Raw genomic sequence first — 17,688 nt, 5'->3', positions numbered from 1 at the left:
TCGACCATAGTAACCAGTGGCTCAGAGCCCTCCGGCACCGGGTCGATACCCTCGCTGGAACAGGTAGGAGGTTACGGGGTGCGGGTGCTGGACGTGGCGGCGGTCTCGGCTTGGTCCGCGGCCTGTGTGCACAGCTTGGCCGTGCTGCGGCCGGCGATCGACGGCATCAACGTCTACCCGGTCGCCGACTCCGACACCGGCTCCAACCTGCTGTTCACCATGACCGCGGCCCGCGACGCGCTGGCGGGGGCCGAGCCCGCGACGACCGCCGAGGCGCTGGCGGCGTTCGCCAAGGGCGCGGTCGCGGCGGCCAAGGGCAACTCCGGCGTGATCATGTCGCAGGTCGTGCGCGGGATCGCCGAGTCGGCGGCCGCGAGGGAGCTCGACGGGCCCGGGCTCGCGGAGGCGCTCGGCTGCGCGGACCGGGCCGCCACGGGCGCGGTGAGCCGTCCGGTGGCCGGGACCATCCTGACCGTCCTCCACACCGTCGCCGCGGCCGTCCGCGACGCGACGGGCTCACTCGAAGAGGTGGCCGCGGAGGCCGCGCGCGTCGCCGCCGAAGCGCTCGAAGAGACCCCGAAGCAGCTGCCCGTCCTGGCGGTGGCCGGGGTGGTCGACGCGGGTGCCCGCGGCCTGGTCGCGGTCCTCGACGCCCTCTCCGGCGTGATCTCCGGCGGCGTCACCGAGCCGGAGCACCCGCTCGAAGCGCATCACCATCACACGATCGACGCGCCGACCGCGTGGGAGGTCATGTACCTGCTCGACGGCGTCGACGAAGGCAGCCTTCCCGGGCTTCGCAAGACCCTCAGCGGCCTCGGCGACAGCGTCACGGTCGCCGGGGACGGCGCGGGCGCGTACGCCGTCCATGTCCACTGCGCGGACATCGGCGCGGCGCTGGAGGCCGGGATCGAGCTCGGCCGCCCCCGCCGCGTCCGGGTCGAGCCGCTGATCACGCCCACCCCGGTCGAGGTCGGCGGGGGGATCGACCGGTCCGTGGTCGCCGTGGTCCACGGTGGGCAGCTGGCCGAGCTCCTCCGCGCGGAGGGGGTCGCGGTGCTGGCGGTCCCGCAGGGCAGCGAGCCGACGGTCGAGGAGATGCTGGGCCTGATCAACGAGGCCGCCGGGCACCACGTCACCGTCCTTCCCGGCGGTCAGCGGCTGACCGCGGCGGCCGACGCGGCGGCCGGGCACGCGATGGCGGCGGATCGCGACGTCGTCGTCATCCCATGCGTTTCACCCGTCCAGGTGCTCGCCGCGCTGGCCGTCCACGACAAGGACCGCCGCACCAACGACGACGTGGTCGCGATGGCCGAAGCGGCGGCCGCGACCAGGCGTGGCGAACTGCGGATCGCGCAGGAGGAGTCGCTAACCTGGGTGGGCCGGGCGCAGGCCGGTGACGTCGTCGGCCTCGTCGACGGCGAGGTCGTGCTGATCGAGCCCGCGCCCGCCTCGGAGACGAGCCTGGTCGCGGCGGCGGTCGGCGTGCTGAACCGGATGCTGGCCCTCGGCGGCGAGCTGGTCACCGTGCTGACCGGCGTGGACGCGCCGGTCCGGCTGCCCGGTGAGCTGGCCGACCAGCTTCGCCTGGAGCATCCCGAGGTCGAATTGACGAGTTACGCCGGCGGTCAGTCCGACGCCGTGCTGCTGATGGGGGTGGAGTGACCGCATGACCAACCTGCGCGCGGACCTCAAACTGGTCGTGGGCGCGGCGACGGCGAAGGCGCTGGCCAAGGGCCTCAAGATCGAGACGGTCAGCGACCTCCTGCGCCATTACCCACGCCGCTACGCCGAGCGCGGGCAGCTCACCGACATCGCCGGTCTCGAACTCGGCGAGCACGCCACCGTGATGGCGCGGATCGAGCGGGTCAACAAGCGCCGGATGAAGGCGCGCAGCGGCACCTTGCTCGAAATGGTGATCACCGACGGCAAACGCCGCCTGCAGTGCACCTTCTTCAACCAGGCCTGGCGTGAGAAGGAGCTCGTGCCCGGCAAGAACGGGCTGTTCGCGGGCAAGGTCACCGCCTTCCGCGACGTCCTCCAGCTGGCGAACCCCGAATACGAACTGTTCGACGCCGACCGGCAGGCCGAAGCGATGGACGACTTCCTCGCCGAGATCATCCCGGTGTACCCGGCGGCGCAGGGGATCCCGACCTGGGTGATCGCCAAGGCCGTCCGGCAGGTGCTGGACGTGCTGGAGGTCGACGAGGACCCGATGCCGATCGAGCTGCTCGCCCAGTACGGCCTGCCCAGCCTGGAAAGCGCGCTGCGCGGTATCCACCGTCCGTCTGGCTGGGACGCGCTGAACTCCGCACGCCGGCGGCTCAAATGGGACGAAGCCATGGCGGTGCAGCTGATTTTCGCGCAGCGACGGCATTCCCTGGTCTCGCGGCCCGCGAAAGCCTGCCCGCACACCGAAGGCGGCATCCTCGACGCCTTCGACAAGCGGCTCCCTTTCGCGCTGACGTCGGGCCAGCAGGAGATCGGTGAAGAGATCGCCCGCGATCTGTCCACCGAGCATCCGATGAACCGGCTGCTGCAGGGCGAGGTCGGTTCCGGCAAGACGGTGGTCGCGCTGCGCGCCATGCTGCAGGTCGTCGATTCCGGACGGCAGGCGGCGATGCTCGCGCCGACGGAGGTCCTCGCCGCGCAGCACGCGCGGTCGCTGCGCGAGATGCTGGGCGACCTCGGGCAGGCGGGCGAACTCGGCGGCGCGGAGAACGCGACGCGGGTGACCCTGCTGACCGGTTCGATGGGCGCCAAGGAACGCAAGAAGGCGTTGCTGGAGACGGTCAGCGGCGAGGCCGGGATCGTCGTCGGCACGCACGCGCTCATCCAGGACACCGTGTCCTTCGCGGATCTCGGCCTGGTCGTGGTCGACGAACAGCACCGCTTCGGCGTGGAGCAGCGGGACGCGCTGCGTTCCCGCGGTTCCGACGAGACCAGCCCGCACGTCCTCGTCATGACCGCGACACCCATCCCGCGCACGGTCGCGATGACCGTCTACGGCGACCTGGAGACGTCCGCGCTGCGCGTGATGCCCGCCGGCCGGTCGCCGATCAAGACCTCGGTGGTGCCGGTCGCGGAGCGGCCCGCCTGGCTGGACCGGGCGTGGCAGCGGGTCCGCGAGGAATGCGGCAAGGGGCACCAGGCGTACATCGTCTGCCCGCGTATCGGGGACGAACCGGCTTCGGACAAGGGGGACAAGCGGCCCGCGCTCGCCGTCCTCGACGTGGCGCCCGAGCTGGCCGAAGGACCGTTGAAGGGGCTGAAGATCGGCGCCCTGCACGGCCGGATGCCCGCCGACGACAAGGACGCCGTGATGCAGGCGTTCGCCAAAGGTGACCTGGACGTGCTCGTCGCGACCACCGTGATCGAGGTCGGCGTGAACGTGCCGAACGCGACGGCGATGGTGATCATGGACGCCGACCGCTTCGGCATCAGCCAGCTGCACCAGTTGCGCGGCCGGGTCGGCCGGGGCAGCGTGCCGGGGCTGTGCCTGCTGGTCACCGAAACCCTGGACGGGACGACCACCCGCGAGCGGCTCGCCGCCGTCGAGTCCACGACGGACGGTTTCGAACTGTCCAGAATGGACTTGGAACTGCGCCGCGAGGGCGACATCCTCGGCGCCGCGCAGTCGGGGAAGAAGTCGACGCTGAAGCTGCTGTCGTTGCTGCAGGACGAGGAGGTCATCGCCGAGGCGAGGGCCCGCGCGTCGGAAATCGTCGAAAAGGACCCGGCCTTGGGGAATTACTTGGGGCTGGCGCACATGATCGCGGACGTCGTCGACGAAGATCGCGTGGAGTACCTGGAAAAAAGCTGACGTGAACATCTCTGCCCGATCGGACCTTGCCGCCGGACGGGCAGAGGGGTTTTCCTCGATCCGTACGGGCGAGGGAGGCCGGGATGACAGCAGCGGTGCGGGTCCAGCTCGGTGAGGAGGGGGCCGACGCGGAACGGGTCGAGCGGCTCGCCGGGTACCTCCGAGGCGAACTGATCGATCGCGGCGTCTCCGACGTCAAGGCGTTGCCCGCCGGCGAGGCGCCACCAGGTTCGCGGGGCTTCGACGTGGCGACCGCGGGCGGCCTGCTCGTCACGCTCGGGAAGTCCGCCGACGGCCTGCGCTCGGTGGTGACAGCCGTGCGGGAATGGCTTTCGCGCGGCGGACGGGTGAAACGCACGGTCCGGCTGGAGATCGACGGCGACGTGCTGGAGCTGTCCGAAGCGACGCTCACCGATCAGGACAAACTCGTCGATCTCTTCGTGCGCAGGCATTCGTCGTCATGACCGGCGAACGGCGGGCCCTGATCATCGCCAACGGGGAGTACGACAACCCCGGGCTGAGCGCGCTGCGGTCCCCGGCCGCCGACGCCGAGGCGCTCGCCGAGGTCCTCGCGGACCGTGCCGTCAGCGAGTTCGACGTCCAGGTGGTACGCGACGAGACCGCGCACGTGATCGCGGGCCGGGTCGAGGATCTGTTCGCCGACAGCGCGCCGGACGACGTCCTGCTGGTGCATTTCTCTTGCCACGGCTTGAAAAGCGAATCGGGCGAGCTGTTCTTCGCCGCCCGCAACACCCGGCCGGAGCGGCTCGCGTCGACCGCCGTCCCCGCCGACTTCGTCCAGCGCTGTATGCGGATGAGCCGGTCGCGCAGCATCGTCCTCCTGCTGGACTGCTGTTACGGCGGCGCTTTCAGCCAGGGGGTCGCCGTGCGCGCCACCGGCGAGGCCAACGTGCTCGACGCGTTCCCCGGCGGGGGTTTCGGCGGCCGCGGCCGCGCGGTGATCACGGCGTCGAACTCCATCGAATACGCCTTCGAGGGTGATCAGCTCGCCGACGACCACGCGCGGCCGTCGGTGTTCACCTCGGCACTGGTCGACGGGTTGCGGACGGGCGACGCGGACCGCGACGAGGACGGCTGGATCGCGCTCAGCGAGCTCTACGACTACCTGTTCGACAGCGTCCGGGAACGGAATCCGAATCAGACACCCAGTCGTGACATCGAGATGCAGGGCGAGCTGTACCTGGCCAGGAGCAGGCGCCGCCGGATCAAACCGTCGCCGGTCCCGGCCGATCTGCGCGCGGCGAGCGAGGATCCCAACATGTTCACCCGCCTCGGCGCGGTGACCGAACTCCAGCGACGGCTGACGAGCGAGAACCTGTCGGTCGCCATCGGTGCGCACGAGGTCCTCACGACGATGGCGCAGACCGACATCCGGCATATCGCCGAGGCCGCCGAACTGGCGCGGGCGGAAGCACGGGTGCGGGCAGAGTCCGACGTGGTCCGGTTCGGCGAGGTCGTCCGGGGAACGCGGCCGGTGGCGCGCGTCCGGCTGGCCGGGCCGCCGATCGCGCGGGCGTGCCACTTCGCTTCGTCGCATTCCTGGCTGCGGGTGACCGAGGACGCCGACGGCGCCGAGATCTCCCTGGAGCTTTCGGAACTCGGGGCGTTCGACGGGCGGATCACGGTGACCGGACCGACCGGCGAGGTCGTGGTGCGGGTCGAGGGCCAGGTGGTCGCGGAACCCGCGCCGGTGCCGCCGTCGCGGCCCGAACCGGCTCCGGAGCCCGCCCCGCCCGTGGAGATCCCGGAAGCGGCGGTCGTGGAACCCGTGCGGCCGGTCGAAGCGGCGCCGAAGTCCGAGCCGTTCGCCATCGCCGCCGGTCTGCTCGCGTTCGTCGCCGCGGTGTACCTGGTGCCGATCAGTTTCGCGCTCAGCCACAGCATGGAGGACTTCTTCGAAGACGGCGGCTGGACGGTCTTACCGCTCGTCGCCTTCGCGACCGCGGTGGGGATTCTGATGCTCCTGCCGAACACCCGCCGGATGACGGGGCCGGGCGCACTGTGCGGGCTCGCGCTGCTGTCGGCGATCCCGTCCGGGCCGGTACTGCTGGTCCTCACTGATGGCTGCCTGGTCGCGGGCGCCGTCTGCGCGCTGATCGCGGTGCGGCGTGACCGGAGTTTCCGCCTCGGGCTGGGGAAGCCGAGGGACGGACTCGCCGTCGCGGCCCTCGTGGCGGGGGCCGCCGGTACGGCCGGGCTGGTGGCGGAGGCCGTCGAACTGCTCGACTACTCGTCGAGCCGGGCCGACGAGGCCGCGATCTACCTCGTGGTCTCGGTGGTGCTTCTGATCGGGACGTTGCTCGGTGTGCTGCTGCGGCCGGCGGCCTTCGGGATCGCCTTCCTCGGTGGGGTGGCCGGAGGCGGCATCGTCATGGTGTGCGTGCTTTCCTACGCGATGCCGAGCAGTTCGAGCGTCACCGGCGCGGGCTGGTGGATCGCGCTGGGGGCGGTGCTCGCGCTGGCCGCCGTGACCGGTTTCGCCGCCCGTAAAGCGAACGGCTGACGATGGCCACGATCCGCCTCGCGACCGTCGAGGACGCCTGGCCCATCGCAGAGGTGAACGTGCGGTCGTGGCAGTCGGCGTACCAGGGCCTGCTGCCCGAGCTCTATCTTCGCGATCTGTCCGTGGAGGGACGGGCGGCCCGCTGGCAGCGGACGCTCGCCGATCCCGCCAACTGGGGCGACATCCTGGTCCTGGTCGAAGACGGATCGCTGCTCGGCTTCACCGCCGTCGACCGGATCCGCGGGGAACTGCGCGCGATCTACCTCGAACCGGCGCGCTGGGGCACCGGACTGGGCAGGCTGCTGCTCGACACCGCGGTCGCCGCGCTGCGGGATTCGGGGCACCGCGAGGCGACGCTCTGGGTGCTCGAAACCAACGAACGCGCCCAGCGTTTCTACTCGGCCGGGGGGTGGGCGCCGGACGGGGCGACGAAGACCGACACCATGCCCGGCGAGGATGTCCCGCTTTCCGAAGTGCGCTACCGGATCGATCTCGTCAGCGCTTGAACCAGGCGGTCTCTTCGGGTTTGTTGAGGGTGACGATGATGCCGACGGCGATGCCCATACCGATCAGCTGGGTGATCGCCCCGCCGTTGACCAGGCTGATCAGTCCCATGACGACGGAGAGCCCTTCCACGGCGATGACCGTCGGCCGCACCCAGGGCGAACCGTGGGAAATCCTTATCGCGCAAGCGATCAGCACGACGGCGACGACGAAACCGAGGATCGCCAGCGCCAGGGCGAGGCCGGCTTCCTCGTTGCCGTGGTCGAGTTCGTTGATCGCGAGCGCGGTCACGAGCACGCTGACGAGGACGTTGAGGACCGCTTGCACCCAAAGGAAAACGCGGACGATCTTGAGTTGGCGCGGCATCTCCCGCGTCGGCTTCCGGACTTCCTCGGTCATGACGGTCCCCTCTCGTGGCACGGAGATACCAGTCTGGCCCGGAAGGTTCCCGGCGCTGACGGTAAAACTGACCAACCCTTCCGCATTCAGAGGACTAAACGCGGGTGGTTGGTACCCCGAACTACCGCATTTAGTCCTCTGAATGCGGGAGGGGGACGAAGGCGCCGGAGGCGGCAGCGGCGGCCACGGCCCTTGCGGTGACCCGAGCGTCCGCCAGCGTGACACTTTCCCGCGACAGGAAGAGCCGGTAGAACATCGGCCCGCACACCGCCCGCACCAGTTCGTCGCCATCCGTGCCTGGCGGGATCTCGCCCCGCGCGACGGCCCGTTCCGCGATCGGCGCCATACGCACGTGCCGGTCGGCGTAGAAGTCGTGCAGTGCCTCGGCCGCTTGCGGCGACTGGAACGCCGCCAGCACCGACGCCGTCGGCAGTTCCTTCAGCGCGGGCTCGGTGAAATACCGCACCACCTCGGCCGCGAGTTCGTACAGATCGTTCTCGAGCGACCCCGTGTCGGGGGCTTTCCAGTCGTCCTCCGCACCCATCTGCAGCGCGGCGGCGACGAGACCGTCCGGTGAGGACCAGCGCCGGTACACCGTGGTCTTGTGCACGCCGGACCGCTCGGCGACCGCGTCCACGGTCAGTTCGCCGAACCCGCGTTCGGCCAGCAGATCGAGGGTGGCGTGCAGGACGGCTTGGCGCGTGCGCTCGGTCCGGCCGCCGGGCCGCTGGGTACCGGAGGTTGCCAATTGCTACTCCTGTTGCGTTAGTGTGGCCAGTATGTCAGACCCAGCGAAGATCGCCGAACTCGTCGGGGACGCCAAGATCGTCGCCATCGGTGAGAACAACCACCACGTCCGCGAGTTCGGGGACCTGCGCAATCGTTTGCTCCGCCTCCTCGTCGAGCAGCACGGCTTCCGGGTCTTGGCGTTCGAATCCGGATTCGCCGAAGGACAGCTCGTCGAAGACTGGCTGAAGGGCGCGCCCGGGGACGTCGCCGACATCGGTCGCGACGGCTTCACATTCTCGCTCGGTGAGTCCCCCGAGGCGCACGAAATGCTGACGTGGCTCCGCGAACGGGGCGACGTCCGGTACTACGGCCTCGACGTACCGAGTTCCGCGGGCTCGCCGGTACCGTCGCTCGACGCCGTCCGCGCCTATCTGTCCACTGTGGATGAGAACGCCACGGGCCTCGTCGACGCGGCGATCGAAGCGACCAAGGGGTACGCGTCGGTCAGCAGCGCGGACGCGCCCGCCAAGTACGCCGCCCTGGACGCCGAGGCCAAGGACAAGGCGACCGTGGCGCTCACGCGGCTCAAGACCCACCTCACCTCGCTGCGTCCCGTTTACGGGGACACCGCCGTCGCGGAGCACCACGTCGAAGGCGCGTTGCGCGTCGACGCGTACCTCGCCGAGGTCGCCGCGATGATGTCCGGCGCCGCGCCCGCCTTGCAGAGCGGTTCGCGCGACGCGTACATGGCCGACACCGTCCGGCTGATCCGGCGGCTTCACGGTGACGACACGAAGATCGTCGTGATGCTCCACAACGGACACCTCCAGCGCGTGCCGTTCTCGCCGTTCCCCGGCCTCACCTCGCCGTCGGCGGGGACGCATCTGGCCGCCGAATTCGGCGACGACTACTTCGCGCTCGGGCTCACCGCGGTCGAGGGTGAGACCACCGGGCTCAAGCCCGATCCTGAAGCACGGCTCGGGTTCACCGTGTACCGCCAAAACCTCGAAGCACCGGTGGACGGCAGCGTCGAAGCCGAAGGCCCTGGGTTGATGGATCTCCGCGCACGGCGGGGAACCGCTGGACCCCAGAGCATCCGGCACGCGCACCTGTTCAACCCCGTCGACGTCGTGGAGGCGTTCGACGCGCTGGTCTGCTTCCCGAAATCGACGGTCAGCGCCCATATCGGCCAAGACCAGTCGAACGGGTGACGCTCCGGGGTTGCCGCCCCACAGGTACAGGCGTAGAGCCAAGGCATGATCATTCGACTGGTACGGATCATGGCCGCGCTGGCGCTCCTGGTGCTGGTGGCGCAGCCCGCTTCCGCGACGGAAGTCCAGCAGAACCCGCCGAACTGGGGGCTGGACCGGATCGACCAGCGAACGGGCCTCGATCAGCTCTACCACTACGAGACCGACGCCAAGGACGTCACGGTCTACGTGATCGACAGCGGGGTCGACGCGGCGCATCCGGACTTCGGGGGCCGCGTCAAACCCGGTAAGGACTTCCTGAACGGCGGCACGGACACCTCCGACACCAACGGTCACGGCACGTACCTGGCCGGTGTCGCCGCGTCGAGGACCTTCGGCGTCGCGAAGGCCGCGCAGATCGTCCCGGTCCGGGTGATCGACGCGCAGGGCGGCGGCGCGACGGACAAGATCATCGCGGGTATCGACTGGGTGACACAGAACGCACAGCAGCCCGCCGTCGCCGTCCTCGGTATCGGCGGTGCGGCCAACGACCAGCTCGACGCGGCCGTCCGGGCGCTCGCGGCCGTCGTCCCGGTCGCCCTCCCGGCGGGCGGCGAGGCCACCGACGCGGGGAAGTTCTCACCCGGCCGGGTCACCGAGGCGCTCACCGTCGGATCGACCGACGCCAGTGACCAGGTCGGGTCGACGTCGAACTACGGCGAGGTCGTCGACCTGTTCGCACCCGGCGTCGACGTGCCGGGACCCAACGCGGGTGGAAGCGGTGGCCGGGTGCTCAGCGGCACGTCGTCGGCCGCCGCGCACGTCGCCGGGGTGGCCGCGCTGTACCGGGCCCTGCACCCGGACGCCTCGGCGCCGGACGTCGCGAAAGCCCTCGTCGACCTCGCTTCCGTCGATGTGCTGACCGGCGTCCACGAGGGCACCGCGAACAGGTTGCTGCAGAGTCCCGGAGCGCAACTCAGCCAGGGATGATGTCCATCACCTGGGCAACAACTCCCGCCCTGCGGGAGCAAGCAGGTAACGTGCCTCACCTACCGATCCGATGATGGGAAGGACCGGCATGTTCCGCAAGGTACTGGTCGCCAACCGGGGTGAGATCGCCATCCGCGCGTTCCGCGCCGGATTCGAGCTCGGCGCGGGCACGGTGGCTGTGTTCCCGCACGAAGACCGCAATTCGCTCCACCGGCTGAAGGCCGACGAGGCCTATGAGATCGGCGAACCCGGTCACCCGGTGCGGGCCTATCTGTCGGTCGAGGAAATCGTGGCGGCCGCCAAGAAGGCGGGCGCAGACGCCGTCTACCCCGGCTACGGCTTCCTCTCCGAGAACCCGGACCTCGCGCGCGCGTGCGAGGACGAAGGAATCACCTTCGTCGGACCGAGCGCGGACATCCTCGAGCTGACCGGCAACAAGGCCCGCGCGGTCAAGGCCGCCCGCGACGCCGGTGTGCCGGTGCTGGGTTCTTCCGAACCGTCCTCCGACGTCGACGCGCTGATCGCCGCGGCCGAGGAGATCGGCTTCCCGGTGTTCGTCAAGGCCGTCGCCGGTGGTGGCGGGCGCGGTATGCGCCGCGTCCAGGACCCGGCGCAGCTGCGCGAGTCCATCGAGGCCGCCGCGCGCGAGGCCGAGTCGGCCTTCGGCGACCCGACGGTGTTCATCGAGAAGGCCGTCGTCGAGCCGCGCCACATCGAGGTCCAGATCCTCGCCGACGGCGCGGGCAACGTGATCCACCTCTACGAGCGCGACTGCTCGGTCCAGCGGCGGCACCAGAAGGTCGTCGAGCTGGCCCCGGCGCCGAACCTGCCGTCCGAACTGCGGGACCGGATCTGCGCCGACGCGGTGAAGTTCGCCCGCCAGATCGGCTACCGCAACGCCGGCACCGTCGAGTTCCTGCTCGACCGGGACGGCAACCACGTCTTCATCGAGATGAACCCGCGTATCCAGGTCGAGCACACGGTGACCGAGGAGGTCACCGACGTCGATCTCGTCCAGTCGCAGCTGCGCATCGCCTCCGGTGAGACACTCGAAGACCTCGGCCTGTCGCAGGACAAGGTGTACCTGCGCGGCGCCGCCCTGCAGTGCCGCATCACCACCGAGGATCCCGCCAACGGCTTCCGCCCGGACACCGGGATGATCAGCGCGTACCGCTCGCCCGGTGGTTCCGGCATCCGCCTCGACGGCGGGACGGCGTTCGCCGGCACCGAGATCAGCGCGCACTTCGACTCGCTGCTGGTGAAGCTCAGCTGCCGAGGCCGCGACTTCAAGACCGCCGTCGGCCGCGCCCGCCGCGCCGTCGCCGAGTTCCGGATCCGCGGTGTGGCCACGAACATCCCGTTCCTGCAGGCCGTCCTCGACGACCCGGACTTCCGCGAAGGCCGCGTCACGACGTCGTTCATCGAGGAGCGCCCGCATCTGCTCACCGCGCGCCATTCGGCCGACCGCGGGACCAGGCTGCTGACCTACCTCGCCGACAAGACGGTCAACAAGCCGCACGGCGAACGTCCGCGCACCCTCGACCCGCAGCTCAAACTGCCCAAGCTGCCCAAGGGCCTCGAACCGGCGCCCGGCTCGAAGCAGAAGCTCACCGAACTCGGCCCGGAGGGCTTCGCCCGCTGGCTGCGGGAGTCGCCGACCATCGGCGTCACCGACACCACCTTCCGCGACGCGCACCAGTCGCTGCTCGCCACCCGCGTGCGGACGAAGGATCTGCTCGCCGTCGCGCCGGTCGTAGCGCGGACCACGCCGCAGCTGCTTTCGCTGGAGTGCTGGGGCGGCGCGACCTACGACGTCGCGCTGCGGTTCCTCGCCGAAGACCCGTGGGAGCGGCTGGCGAAGCTGCGGGAAGCGGTGCCGAACATCTGCCTGCAGATGCTGCTGCGCGGCCGCAACACCGTCGGCTACACGCCGTACCCCGCCGAGGTGACCAACGCCTTCGTCGAGGAGGCGACGGCGACCGGCATCGACATCTTCCGGATCTTCGACGCGCTCAACGACGTCGAGCAGATGCGCCCGGCGATCGAAGCCGTCCGCGAGACCGGATCCGCCGTGGCCGAGGTGGCGCTCTGCTACACCTCGGATCTGTCGGACCCGTCGGAGAAGCTGTACACGCTGGACTACTACCTCAAGCTGGCGGAACAGATCGTCGGCGCGGGGGCGCACGTCCTGGCCATCAAGGACATGGCGGGCCTGCTGCGGGCGCCGGCGGCGGTGCGGCTGGTTTCCGCGCTGCGCAAGGAATTCGACCTCCCGGTGCATATCCACACGCACGACACCGCGGGTGGGCAGCTGGCGACGTACCTCGCCGCGATCCAGGCCGGGGCGGACGCCGTCGACGGTGCCGTCGCGTCGATGGCGGGCACGACGTCGCAGCCGTCGCTGTCCGCGCTCGTCGCGGCCACCGACCACTCGGACCGGCCGACCGGGCTGGACCTGCAGGCCATCGGCGACCTGGAGCCGTACTGGGAGAGCGTGCGCAAGATCTACGCGCCGTTCGAGGCGGGGCTCTCGTCGCCGACCGGGCGCGTGTACCACCACGAGATCCCGGGCGGTCAGCTGTCGAACCTGCGCACGCAGGCGATTTCGCTCGGCCTCGGCGAGCGGTTCGAGGACATCGAGGCGATGTACGCGGCCGCGGACAAGATCCTCGGGCACCTGGTCAAGGTCACGCCTTCGTCCAAAGTGGTCGGTGACCTCGCGCTGCACCTCGTCGGCGCGGGCGTCTCGCCCTCGGATTTCGAGACGGAGCCGAACAAGTTCGACATCCCGGACTCGGTGATCGGCTTCCTGCGCGGCGAACTGGGCGACCCGCCCGGCGGCTGGCCGGAGCCGTTCCGCACCAAGGCCCTCGAAGGCCGCGCGCAGCCGAAGCCGGTGCAGGAACTGTCCGAAGAGGACCGCAAGGGGCTCGCCGAAGACCGGCGCGCGACGCTGAACCGGCTGCTGTTCCCCGGGCCCACGAAGGACTTCGAGGCGCACCGCGAGCAGTACGGCGACACTTCGGTGCTGCCGTCCAAGGACTTCTTCTACGGCCTGCGGCCGGGCGAGGAGTACTCGGTCGACCTGGAACAGGGTGTCCGGCTGCTGATCGAGCTGGAGGCCATCGGCGAGGCCGACGAACGCGGCCTGCGCACGGTGATGTCCACGCTCAACGGCCAGCTGCGCCCGATCCAGGTCCGTGACACCTCGATCGCGTCGGACATCCCGGCGACGGAGAAGGCCGCCAAGGGCGACCCGAAGCAGATCGCCGCGCCGTTCGCGGGCGTGGTCACGCTGCAGGTGTCCGAGGGCGACGAGGTCGAGGCCGGTGCCACGGTCGCGACCATCGAGGCGATGAAGATGGAGGCGTCGATCACGGCGTCGACCGGCGGCAAGGTGTCGCGGCGCGCGATCAACGCCGTCCAGCAGGTGGAAGGCGGGGACCTGCTGCTCGTCCTGGAGTGATTTGCCCGTGAAGGCCCCCTTCCCTCGGCTCAGCCGAGGGAAGGGGGCCTTCACACGGAACGGCGGGGCGATGGTGTCGCGAAAGCCACTTTCGGGACATCGGACGTCACGAAAGTGGCTTTCGCGACATAGTCGCCGGGCTCAGGATGACCGTCGATCCCAGCCTTCGCCGACGTTGCGAAAGCCACTTTCGCAACGTTGAAGGTTGCGAAAGTGGCTTTCGCAACGTCGGCATCTCGGCCGGCCTTCACACGCTTGCGGACGTCGCTAACGTGGACCGGTGCTGATCAACGCCGTACCCCAGTTCCAGGGCGCACTGACCGAGCGGGCGCCGGAGCTGCCCGAGGGCTGCGTCGCGCTCGCCGAGCTCGCGGGCCACGTGCTGGGCATGCCGGTGCACCACATCCGGCAGACGCGCGAGACCTCGCCCGCGGTCGACGGCATCGCCAACCGCGCGGTGCTCACCGGCACGAACCGGGCCGCACAGCTCGCCGCACTGGAGGCGCCCGGCGGGCCCGTGCTCACCATCGGCGGTGACTGCGGTGTCGAGCTGATCCCGATCGGCGTCGCGCGCTACCGCTTCGGTCCGGGGCTCGGCGTCGCCTGGTTCGACGCGCATTCCGACCTCAACACCGCGGAGACGTCGCCGTCGGGCGCGTTCCACGGCATGGTGCTGCGGTCGCTGCTCGGCGAGGGCGACCCGGAGTTCGCCGCGAATCCGCCGGTCGAACCCGGACGCGTGGTGCTCGCCGGGACGCGGGCCTTCGACGACGCCGAGCGGGCCGTGGTCGAGCGCGGGCTCGTCGTCGAGACGGCCGACGTCGCCGCCGGGCTGGCCGGCGCGGACAAGGTGTACGTCCATCTCGATCTCGACGTGCTCGATCCGGCGGAGTTCGACGGGCTGAACTATCCGGAGCCCGGTGGCTTGACGATCGAACGTCTGGTGACGATGCTTCGCGGGCTGAGCGATTTCGAGGTCGTCGGTGCGGGGATCACCGAATGCGCCGGCACCGAGGTCCGCGTGCTGGCCCCCGTGCTCGAAGTACTCGGTGAATTGCTCACCGGAAAGCGATGACGCTGCGTCACGGTCGCATCCACTTCGGCCGTTCGTACGTACCGCGCGAGGCGTTTGCCGGGCACTTGTCATCAAAATTCAGGGCTGCCCCGTGATTTTGTCACGATGGTGACAAGAAATCGGTTTCTTCTGCGAAAGGTGACACATTCACGGGCGACTTCGCGATGTGTTCGTTGTCACCCCACGACGATCGTGGGATGTCAGGACGCTGGGCGGAGCAAAGGAGCTGCGATGTCGGTGGAGCGCGGAATCGAACACGCTGCGCAGCCTCCCGCGGTACTTCCCCGCAAACTCGCCGACATTTTGCGACCGGAGCTCGGCAGTCTCGCCAACGAGATCGTCGACGAGATCCGGGCGACCATCCCCGCGTACGCGCGCCCGCTCGACGGGCCCTACGGCAAATCGATCCGTGCGGGCGTCGAGTACGCGATCACGCTCTTCGTCGCCCAGATCGCGGATCCCAGCGTCTCCAAGGAACAGTCGCACGAGGTCCATCACCGGCTCGGGCAGAACGAGATGCGGGAAGGCCGCAGTCTCGACACCCTCCAGTCGGCCTACCGGGTCGGCGCCCGGGTCTCGTGGCGGCGCATCATGCGCGTCGGCCGCCGCAGCGGGCTCTCGTCCGCGGTGATGTCGCAACTGGCCGACGCGATGCTCGCGTTCATGGACGAACTCGCGTCCGTCGCGCTGGACGGGTACCTCGAAGCGAAGGCGCGCACCGCCGGCGCGCTGGACACGTGGCGCCGCAAACTGCTGCACCTGGTGCTGGAGACGCCGCCCGCGCCGTCGAAGGCGATCGCGGAACTCGCGCAGCTGACCGGCTGGACGGTGCCCGAACGCGCCACCCCGGTGGTGCTGCACCCGATCGGCGAGACCGTCAGACCCCGGCGGCACAACGCGGTGGATTCGGACGTCCTCGCCGAACTCGACTGCGCTGAGCCGCGTCTGCTCGTCCCCGGCGAGATCTCGATCGCCCGTCTGGCCACCCTGCAGGCCGCGCTGCCGGAGTACCGGCTGTCGATCGGCCCGTGCCGTCCGCTGGATTCCGTCGCCGATTCCCTCCGCTGGGCGCGCGAAGCCTTGCACCTGTCCGAACGCGGCATCATCCAGGCCCGTCGGGTGATCCGCGCCGAAGACCATCTCGCCACCCTGCTCGTGAACGCCGACGCCGCGCTGACCTGCCAGCTGCGCGAACGGCTGTTCGCCCCGCTCGCCGAAATGACCGGGAAGCAGCGGGAACGGTTGCTCGAAACCCTCCGCGCCTGGCTCGACAGCCAGGGCAACGTCGTCGACATCGCCGAGCGGCTCCAGGTGCATCCGCAGACCGTCCGGTACCGCATGCGGCAGCTGCAGGCGACCTTCGGCGAGCACCTGCGCGATCCGGGGGCGCGGTTCGAGATGGAGCTCGCGCTGCGGGCCGGGGTCGGCCTTTCCGCTTCGCCCGAAGGCTTCACGCTTCCGGAGGTGCTGCCGTCGCCGCGTAAGAGTCCACAGTGGACGCCGAGCGGATCGTAGGTGCCCGCCTGGATGTCATGAAAGGGCCGTTCAGGACGAAAAACGTCCTGAACGGCCCTTTCATGACACTCGTCAGCGGCCCGCCGGCGGCTCGACGTTCGGGCACTTGCGCTCAGGTTCCCAAGGCAACCCGACCTGGTTGACCCCGACGCAGGCCTGGTTCCCCGGCCCCGAAGCCATCCCGGTCAGCAGCGAGTCGAGATCCTCCTTCGCGCCGCAGCCCGAGAACGGGGGGAGCGTGAAGTCCCGATAGGCGGGATCCGTCCACTTCGGATCGGTGCGCACCACGCCGCCGGTGAACATCCCGTACTTCTCCCCGCGAAGATTGATCTTGATCGGCTCGGCGGTGAGGCAGTGGTCGCCGACGTCGAGGGCGACCCCGTTGATGGTGACCCCGCTCAGTTTCCCGTAGACCTTGAGCGGGGTGAGGACGGTCGAGCTGCCCTCCGGTTCCGGGATCGAAACGCCGTCGACGTCGATGATGTGATTGCCGGTCGCGTAGTCCTCCGGCAGCAGCTCCATGGTCGCGGTGATCGGGACGAAACCGAAACCGAGGAAGCTCATCTTGCTCGGCGGCATGATGACGGAGCCGGTGATCTTGCCGGGCCCTTCGGTGTTCTCCAGATCGACGTGCCACACCGCGTTGACCATGAACGCGGGCTTCAGCCGGGCGAAGGCGCCGAGCTTCGTGATGGACGACGTGCCCTGAAGCTCGAACGGCTGCAACGCGATCGGGAAGAGGGCGTCGGCGTGGACGTCGTCCGCGGCCCGCGCGTCGGTACCGGGTTTCTTCTGCTCGCCGGGTTTGCCGGACTGCGGCTTGGGTTTTCCGAGCGGCAGGAGCGCGACACTGCCGAGAAGCGTGTTCTGGTCCGGCTTCTGAGTGCAGGTGATCGGTTTGAGCGGCGTCTCCGCGGCGGTCAGCGCGAGCGACGGCGCGCCCGTGCTCAGCCGCAGTTCGGACGGCACCTTCAGCAGGATGTCGGGGACGGTGCCCGTCGCGACCAGCTTCAGTTCGCCGGTGGCGGGGACCTTCGTCGCCGGGATCGTCACGGACACCGGGATCGGGGTCTTCTTGTCCCCGTTCGCGGCCGTGAGTTCGACGGTCGCGCCACCCGTGACCTCGGCGACGGTTCCGAGCGAGCCCTCACCGATCGTGAAGGTCAGCGAGAAGTCCTTGATCTGAACGGGTTTCCCGGTCGGGACGACTTTCGGCAGCGTCGCCTGGACGTCCATGGTGACCGGCCGTTCCCCGGCGGGATCCGGGAAGACACAGGTGTTCGCGAGGCTCTGGTGCGCGGACGTGGTGCCCTGCGACGGCGCCGGCGGTGGCGTGTCCGGATCGGTCGCGGCCGAAGAGGACAGTGCCCCGCTCACCCCCACGAGCAGGATGACGCCCGCCAGAACGGGAAACCTCCCGAGTGCCCGGCGAACCTGCTGCGTCATGGGTGTTCCTCTCGTGCCTCGCGCGGATGG

General features: G+C 69.8%; 13 protein-coding genes. 10 read left to right on the top strand and 3 right to left on the bottom strand.

All coding sequences use genetic code 11. The features are described from left to right. Positions 1 to 78: 78 nt before the first annotated feature. The 5 genes from AB8M46_RS01710 (at position 79) to AB8M46_RS01690 (ending at position 6,850) form a co-directional block, all read left to right on the top strand. On the top strand, positions 79 to 1,662 hold the full coding sequence (locus tag AB8M46_RS01710; protein WP_394359353.1) for a DAK2 domain-containing protein: 1,584 nt from the start codon (positions 79 to 81) through the stop codon (positions 1,660 to 1,662). 4 nt (positions 1,663 to 1,666) lie between these two features. Then, positions 1,667 to 3,820 carry an ATP-dependent DNA helicase RecG gene (recG, locus tag AB8M46_RS01705; RefSeq protein WP_037342091.1) on the top strand — a complete coding sequence of 718 codons (2,154 nt, stop codon included), beginning with the start codon at positions 1,667 to 1,669 and terminating at the stop codon, positions 3,818 to 3,820. Between the two features lie 83 nt (positions 3,821 to 3,903). Continuing rightward, on the top strand, positions 3,904 to 4,284 hold the full coding sequence (locus AB8M46_RS01700; RefSeq protein WP_052120821.1) for a hypothetical protein: 381 nt from the start codon (positions 3,904 to 3,906) through the stop codon (positions 4,282 to 4,284). Further along, the gene (locus AB8M46_RS01695; protein ID WP_394359352.1) at positions 4,281 to 6,344 is read left to right on the top strand and encodes a caspase domain-containing protein; all 2,064 of its coding nucleotides are present in this window, start codon (positions 4,281 to 4,283) and stop codon (positions 6,342 to 6,344) included. Before AB8M46_RS01700 ends, AB8M46_RS01695 begins: the two co-directional genes overlap by 4 nt. 2 nt (positions 6,345 to 6,346) lie before the next feature. Then, positions 6,347 to 6,850 carry a GNAT family N-acetyltransferase gene (locus AB8M46_RS01690; protein WP_394359351.1) on the top strand — a complete coding sequence of 168 codons (504 nt, stop codon included), beginning with the start codon at positions 6,347 to 6,349 and terminating at the stop codon, positions 6,848 to 6,850. On the opposite strand, the gene AB8M46_RS01685 is transcribed toward AB8M46_RS01690, so the two are convergent. Further along, positions 6,840 to 7,247 carry a hypothetical protein gene (locus tag AB8M46_RS01685; RefSeq protein WP_037342095.1) on the bottom strand — a complete coding sequence of 136 codons (408 nt, stop codon included), beginning with the start codon at positions 7,245 to 7,247 and terminating at the stop codon, positions 6,840 to 6,842. The two genes, AB8M46_RS01690 and AB8M46_RS01685, sit on opposite strands and share 11 nt — an antisense overlap. A 130-nt stretch (positions 7,248 to 7,377) precedes the next feature. Beyond that, complete coding sequence (locus AB8M46_RS01680; protein ID WP_394359350.1) at positions 7,378 to 7,995, bottom strand: TetR/AcrR family transcriptional regulator; 618 nt, start codon at positions 7,993 to 7,995, stop codon at positions 7,378 to 7,380. A 31-nt stretch (positions 7,996 to 8,026) separates the two neighbouring features. Between AB8M46_RS01680 and AB8M46_RS01675 the strand changes: the two genes are divergently transcribed. The 5 genes from AB8M46_RS01675 (at position 8,027) to AB8M46_RS01655 (ending at position 16,212) form a co-directional block, all read left to right on the top strand. Beyond that, entirely contained in the window at positions 8,027 to 9,187 is a 1,161-nt protein-coding gene (locus tag AB8M46_RS01675; RefSeq protein ID WP_394359349.1) for an erythromycin esterase family protein, read from the top strand. Positions 9,188 to 9,256: 69 nt separating this feature from the next. Continuing rightward, a complete protein-coding gene (locus tag AB8M46_RS01670) occupies positions 9,257 to 10,156 on the top strand; it encodes a S8 family peptidase (protein ID WP_125736895.1) in 900 nt (299 codons plus the stop codon). An 88-nt stretch (positions 10,157 to 10,244) separates the two neighbouring features. Continuing rightward, a complete protein-coding gene (locus AB8M46_RS01665) occupies positions 10,245 to 13,622 on the top strand; it encodes a pyruvate carboxylase (RefSeq protein ID WP_394359348.1) in 3,378 nt (1,125 codons plus the stop codon). A gap of 280 nt (positions 13,623 to 13,902) precedes the next feature. After that, a complete protein-coding gene (locus AB8M46_RS01660; RefSeq protein WP_394359347.1) occupies positions 13,903 to 14,697 on the top strand; it encodes an arginase family protein in 795 nt (264 codons plus the stop codon). Between the two features lie 231 nt (positions 14,698 to 14,928). Continuing rightward, positions 14,929 to 16,212 carry a CdaR family transcriptional regulator gene (locus AB8M46_RS01655; protein WP_125736782.1) on the top strand — a complete coding sequence of 428 codons (1,284 nt, stop codon included), beginning with the start codon at positions 14,929 to 14,931 and terminating at the stop codon, positions 16,210 to 16,212. Positions 16,213 to 16,284: 72 nt separating this feature from the next. On the opposite strand, the gene AB8M46_RS01650 is transcribed toward AB8M46_RS01655, so the two are convergent. Beyond that, positions 16,285 to 17,658: a DUF6801 domain-containing protein gene (locus tag AB8M46_RS01650; protein ID WP_394359346.1), complete on the bottom strand. Its 1,374-nt coding sequence runs from the start codon at positions 17,656 to 17,658 to the stop codon at positions 16,285 to 16,287. Positions 17,659 to 17,688 lie beyond the last annotated feature (30 nt).

This window comes from Amycolatopsis sp. SB7-3, from assembly GCF_041021335.1.
Taxonomy (GTDB): Bacteria; Actinomycetota; Actinomycetes; order Mycobacteriales; family Pseudonocardiaceae; genus Amycolatopsis; species Amycolatopsis japonica.
The sequence above is the reverse complement of the archived record's forward strand: the minus strand, read 5'-3'. Positions and strand labels throughout refer to the sequence as shown.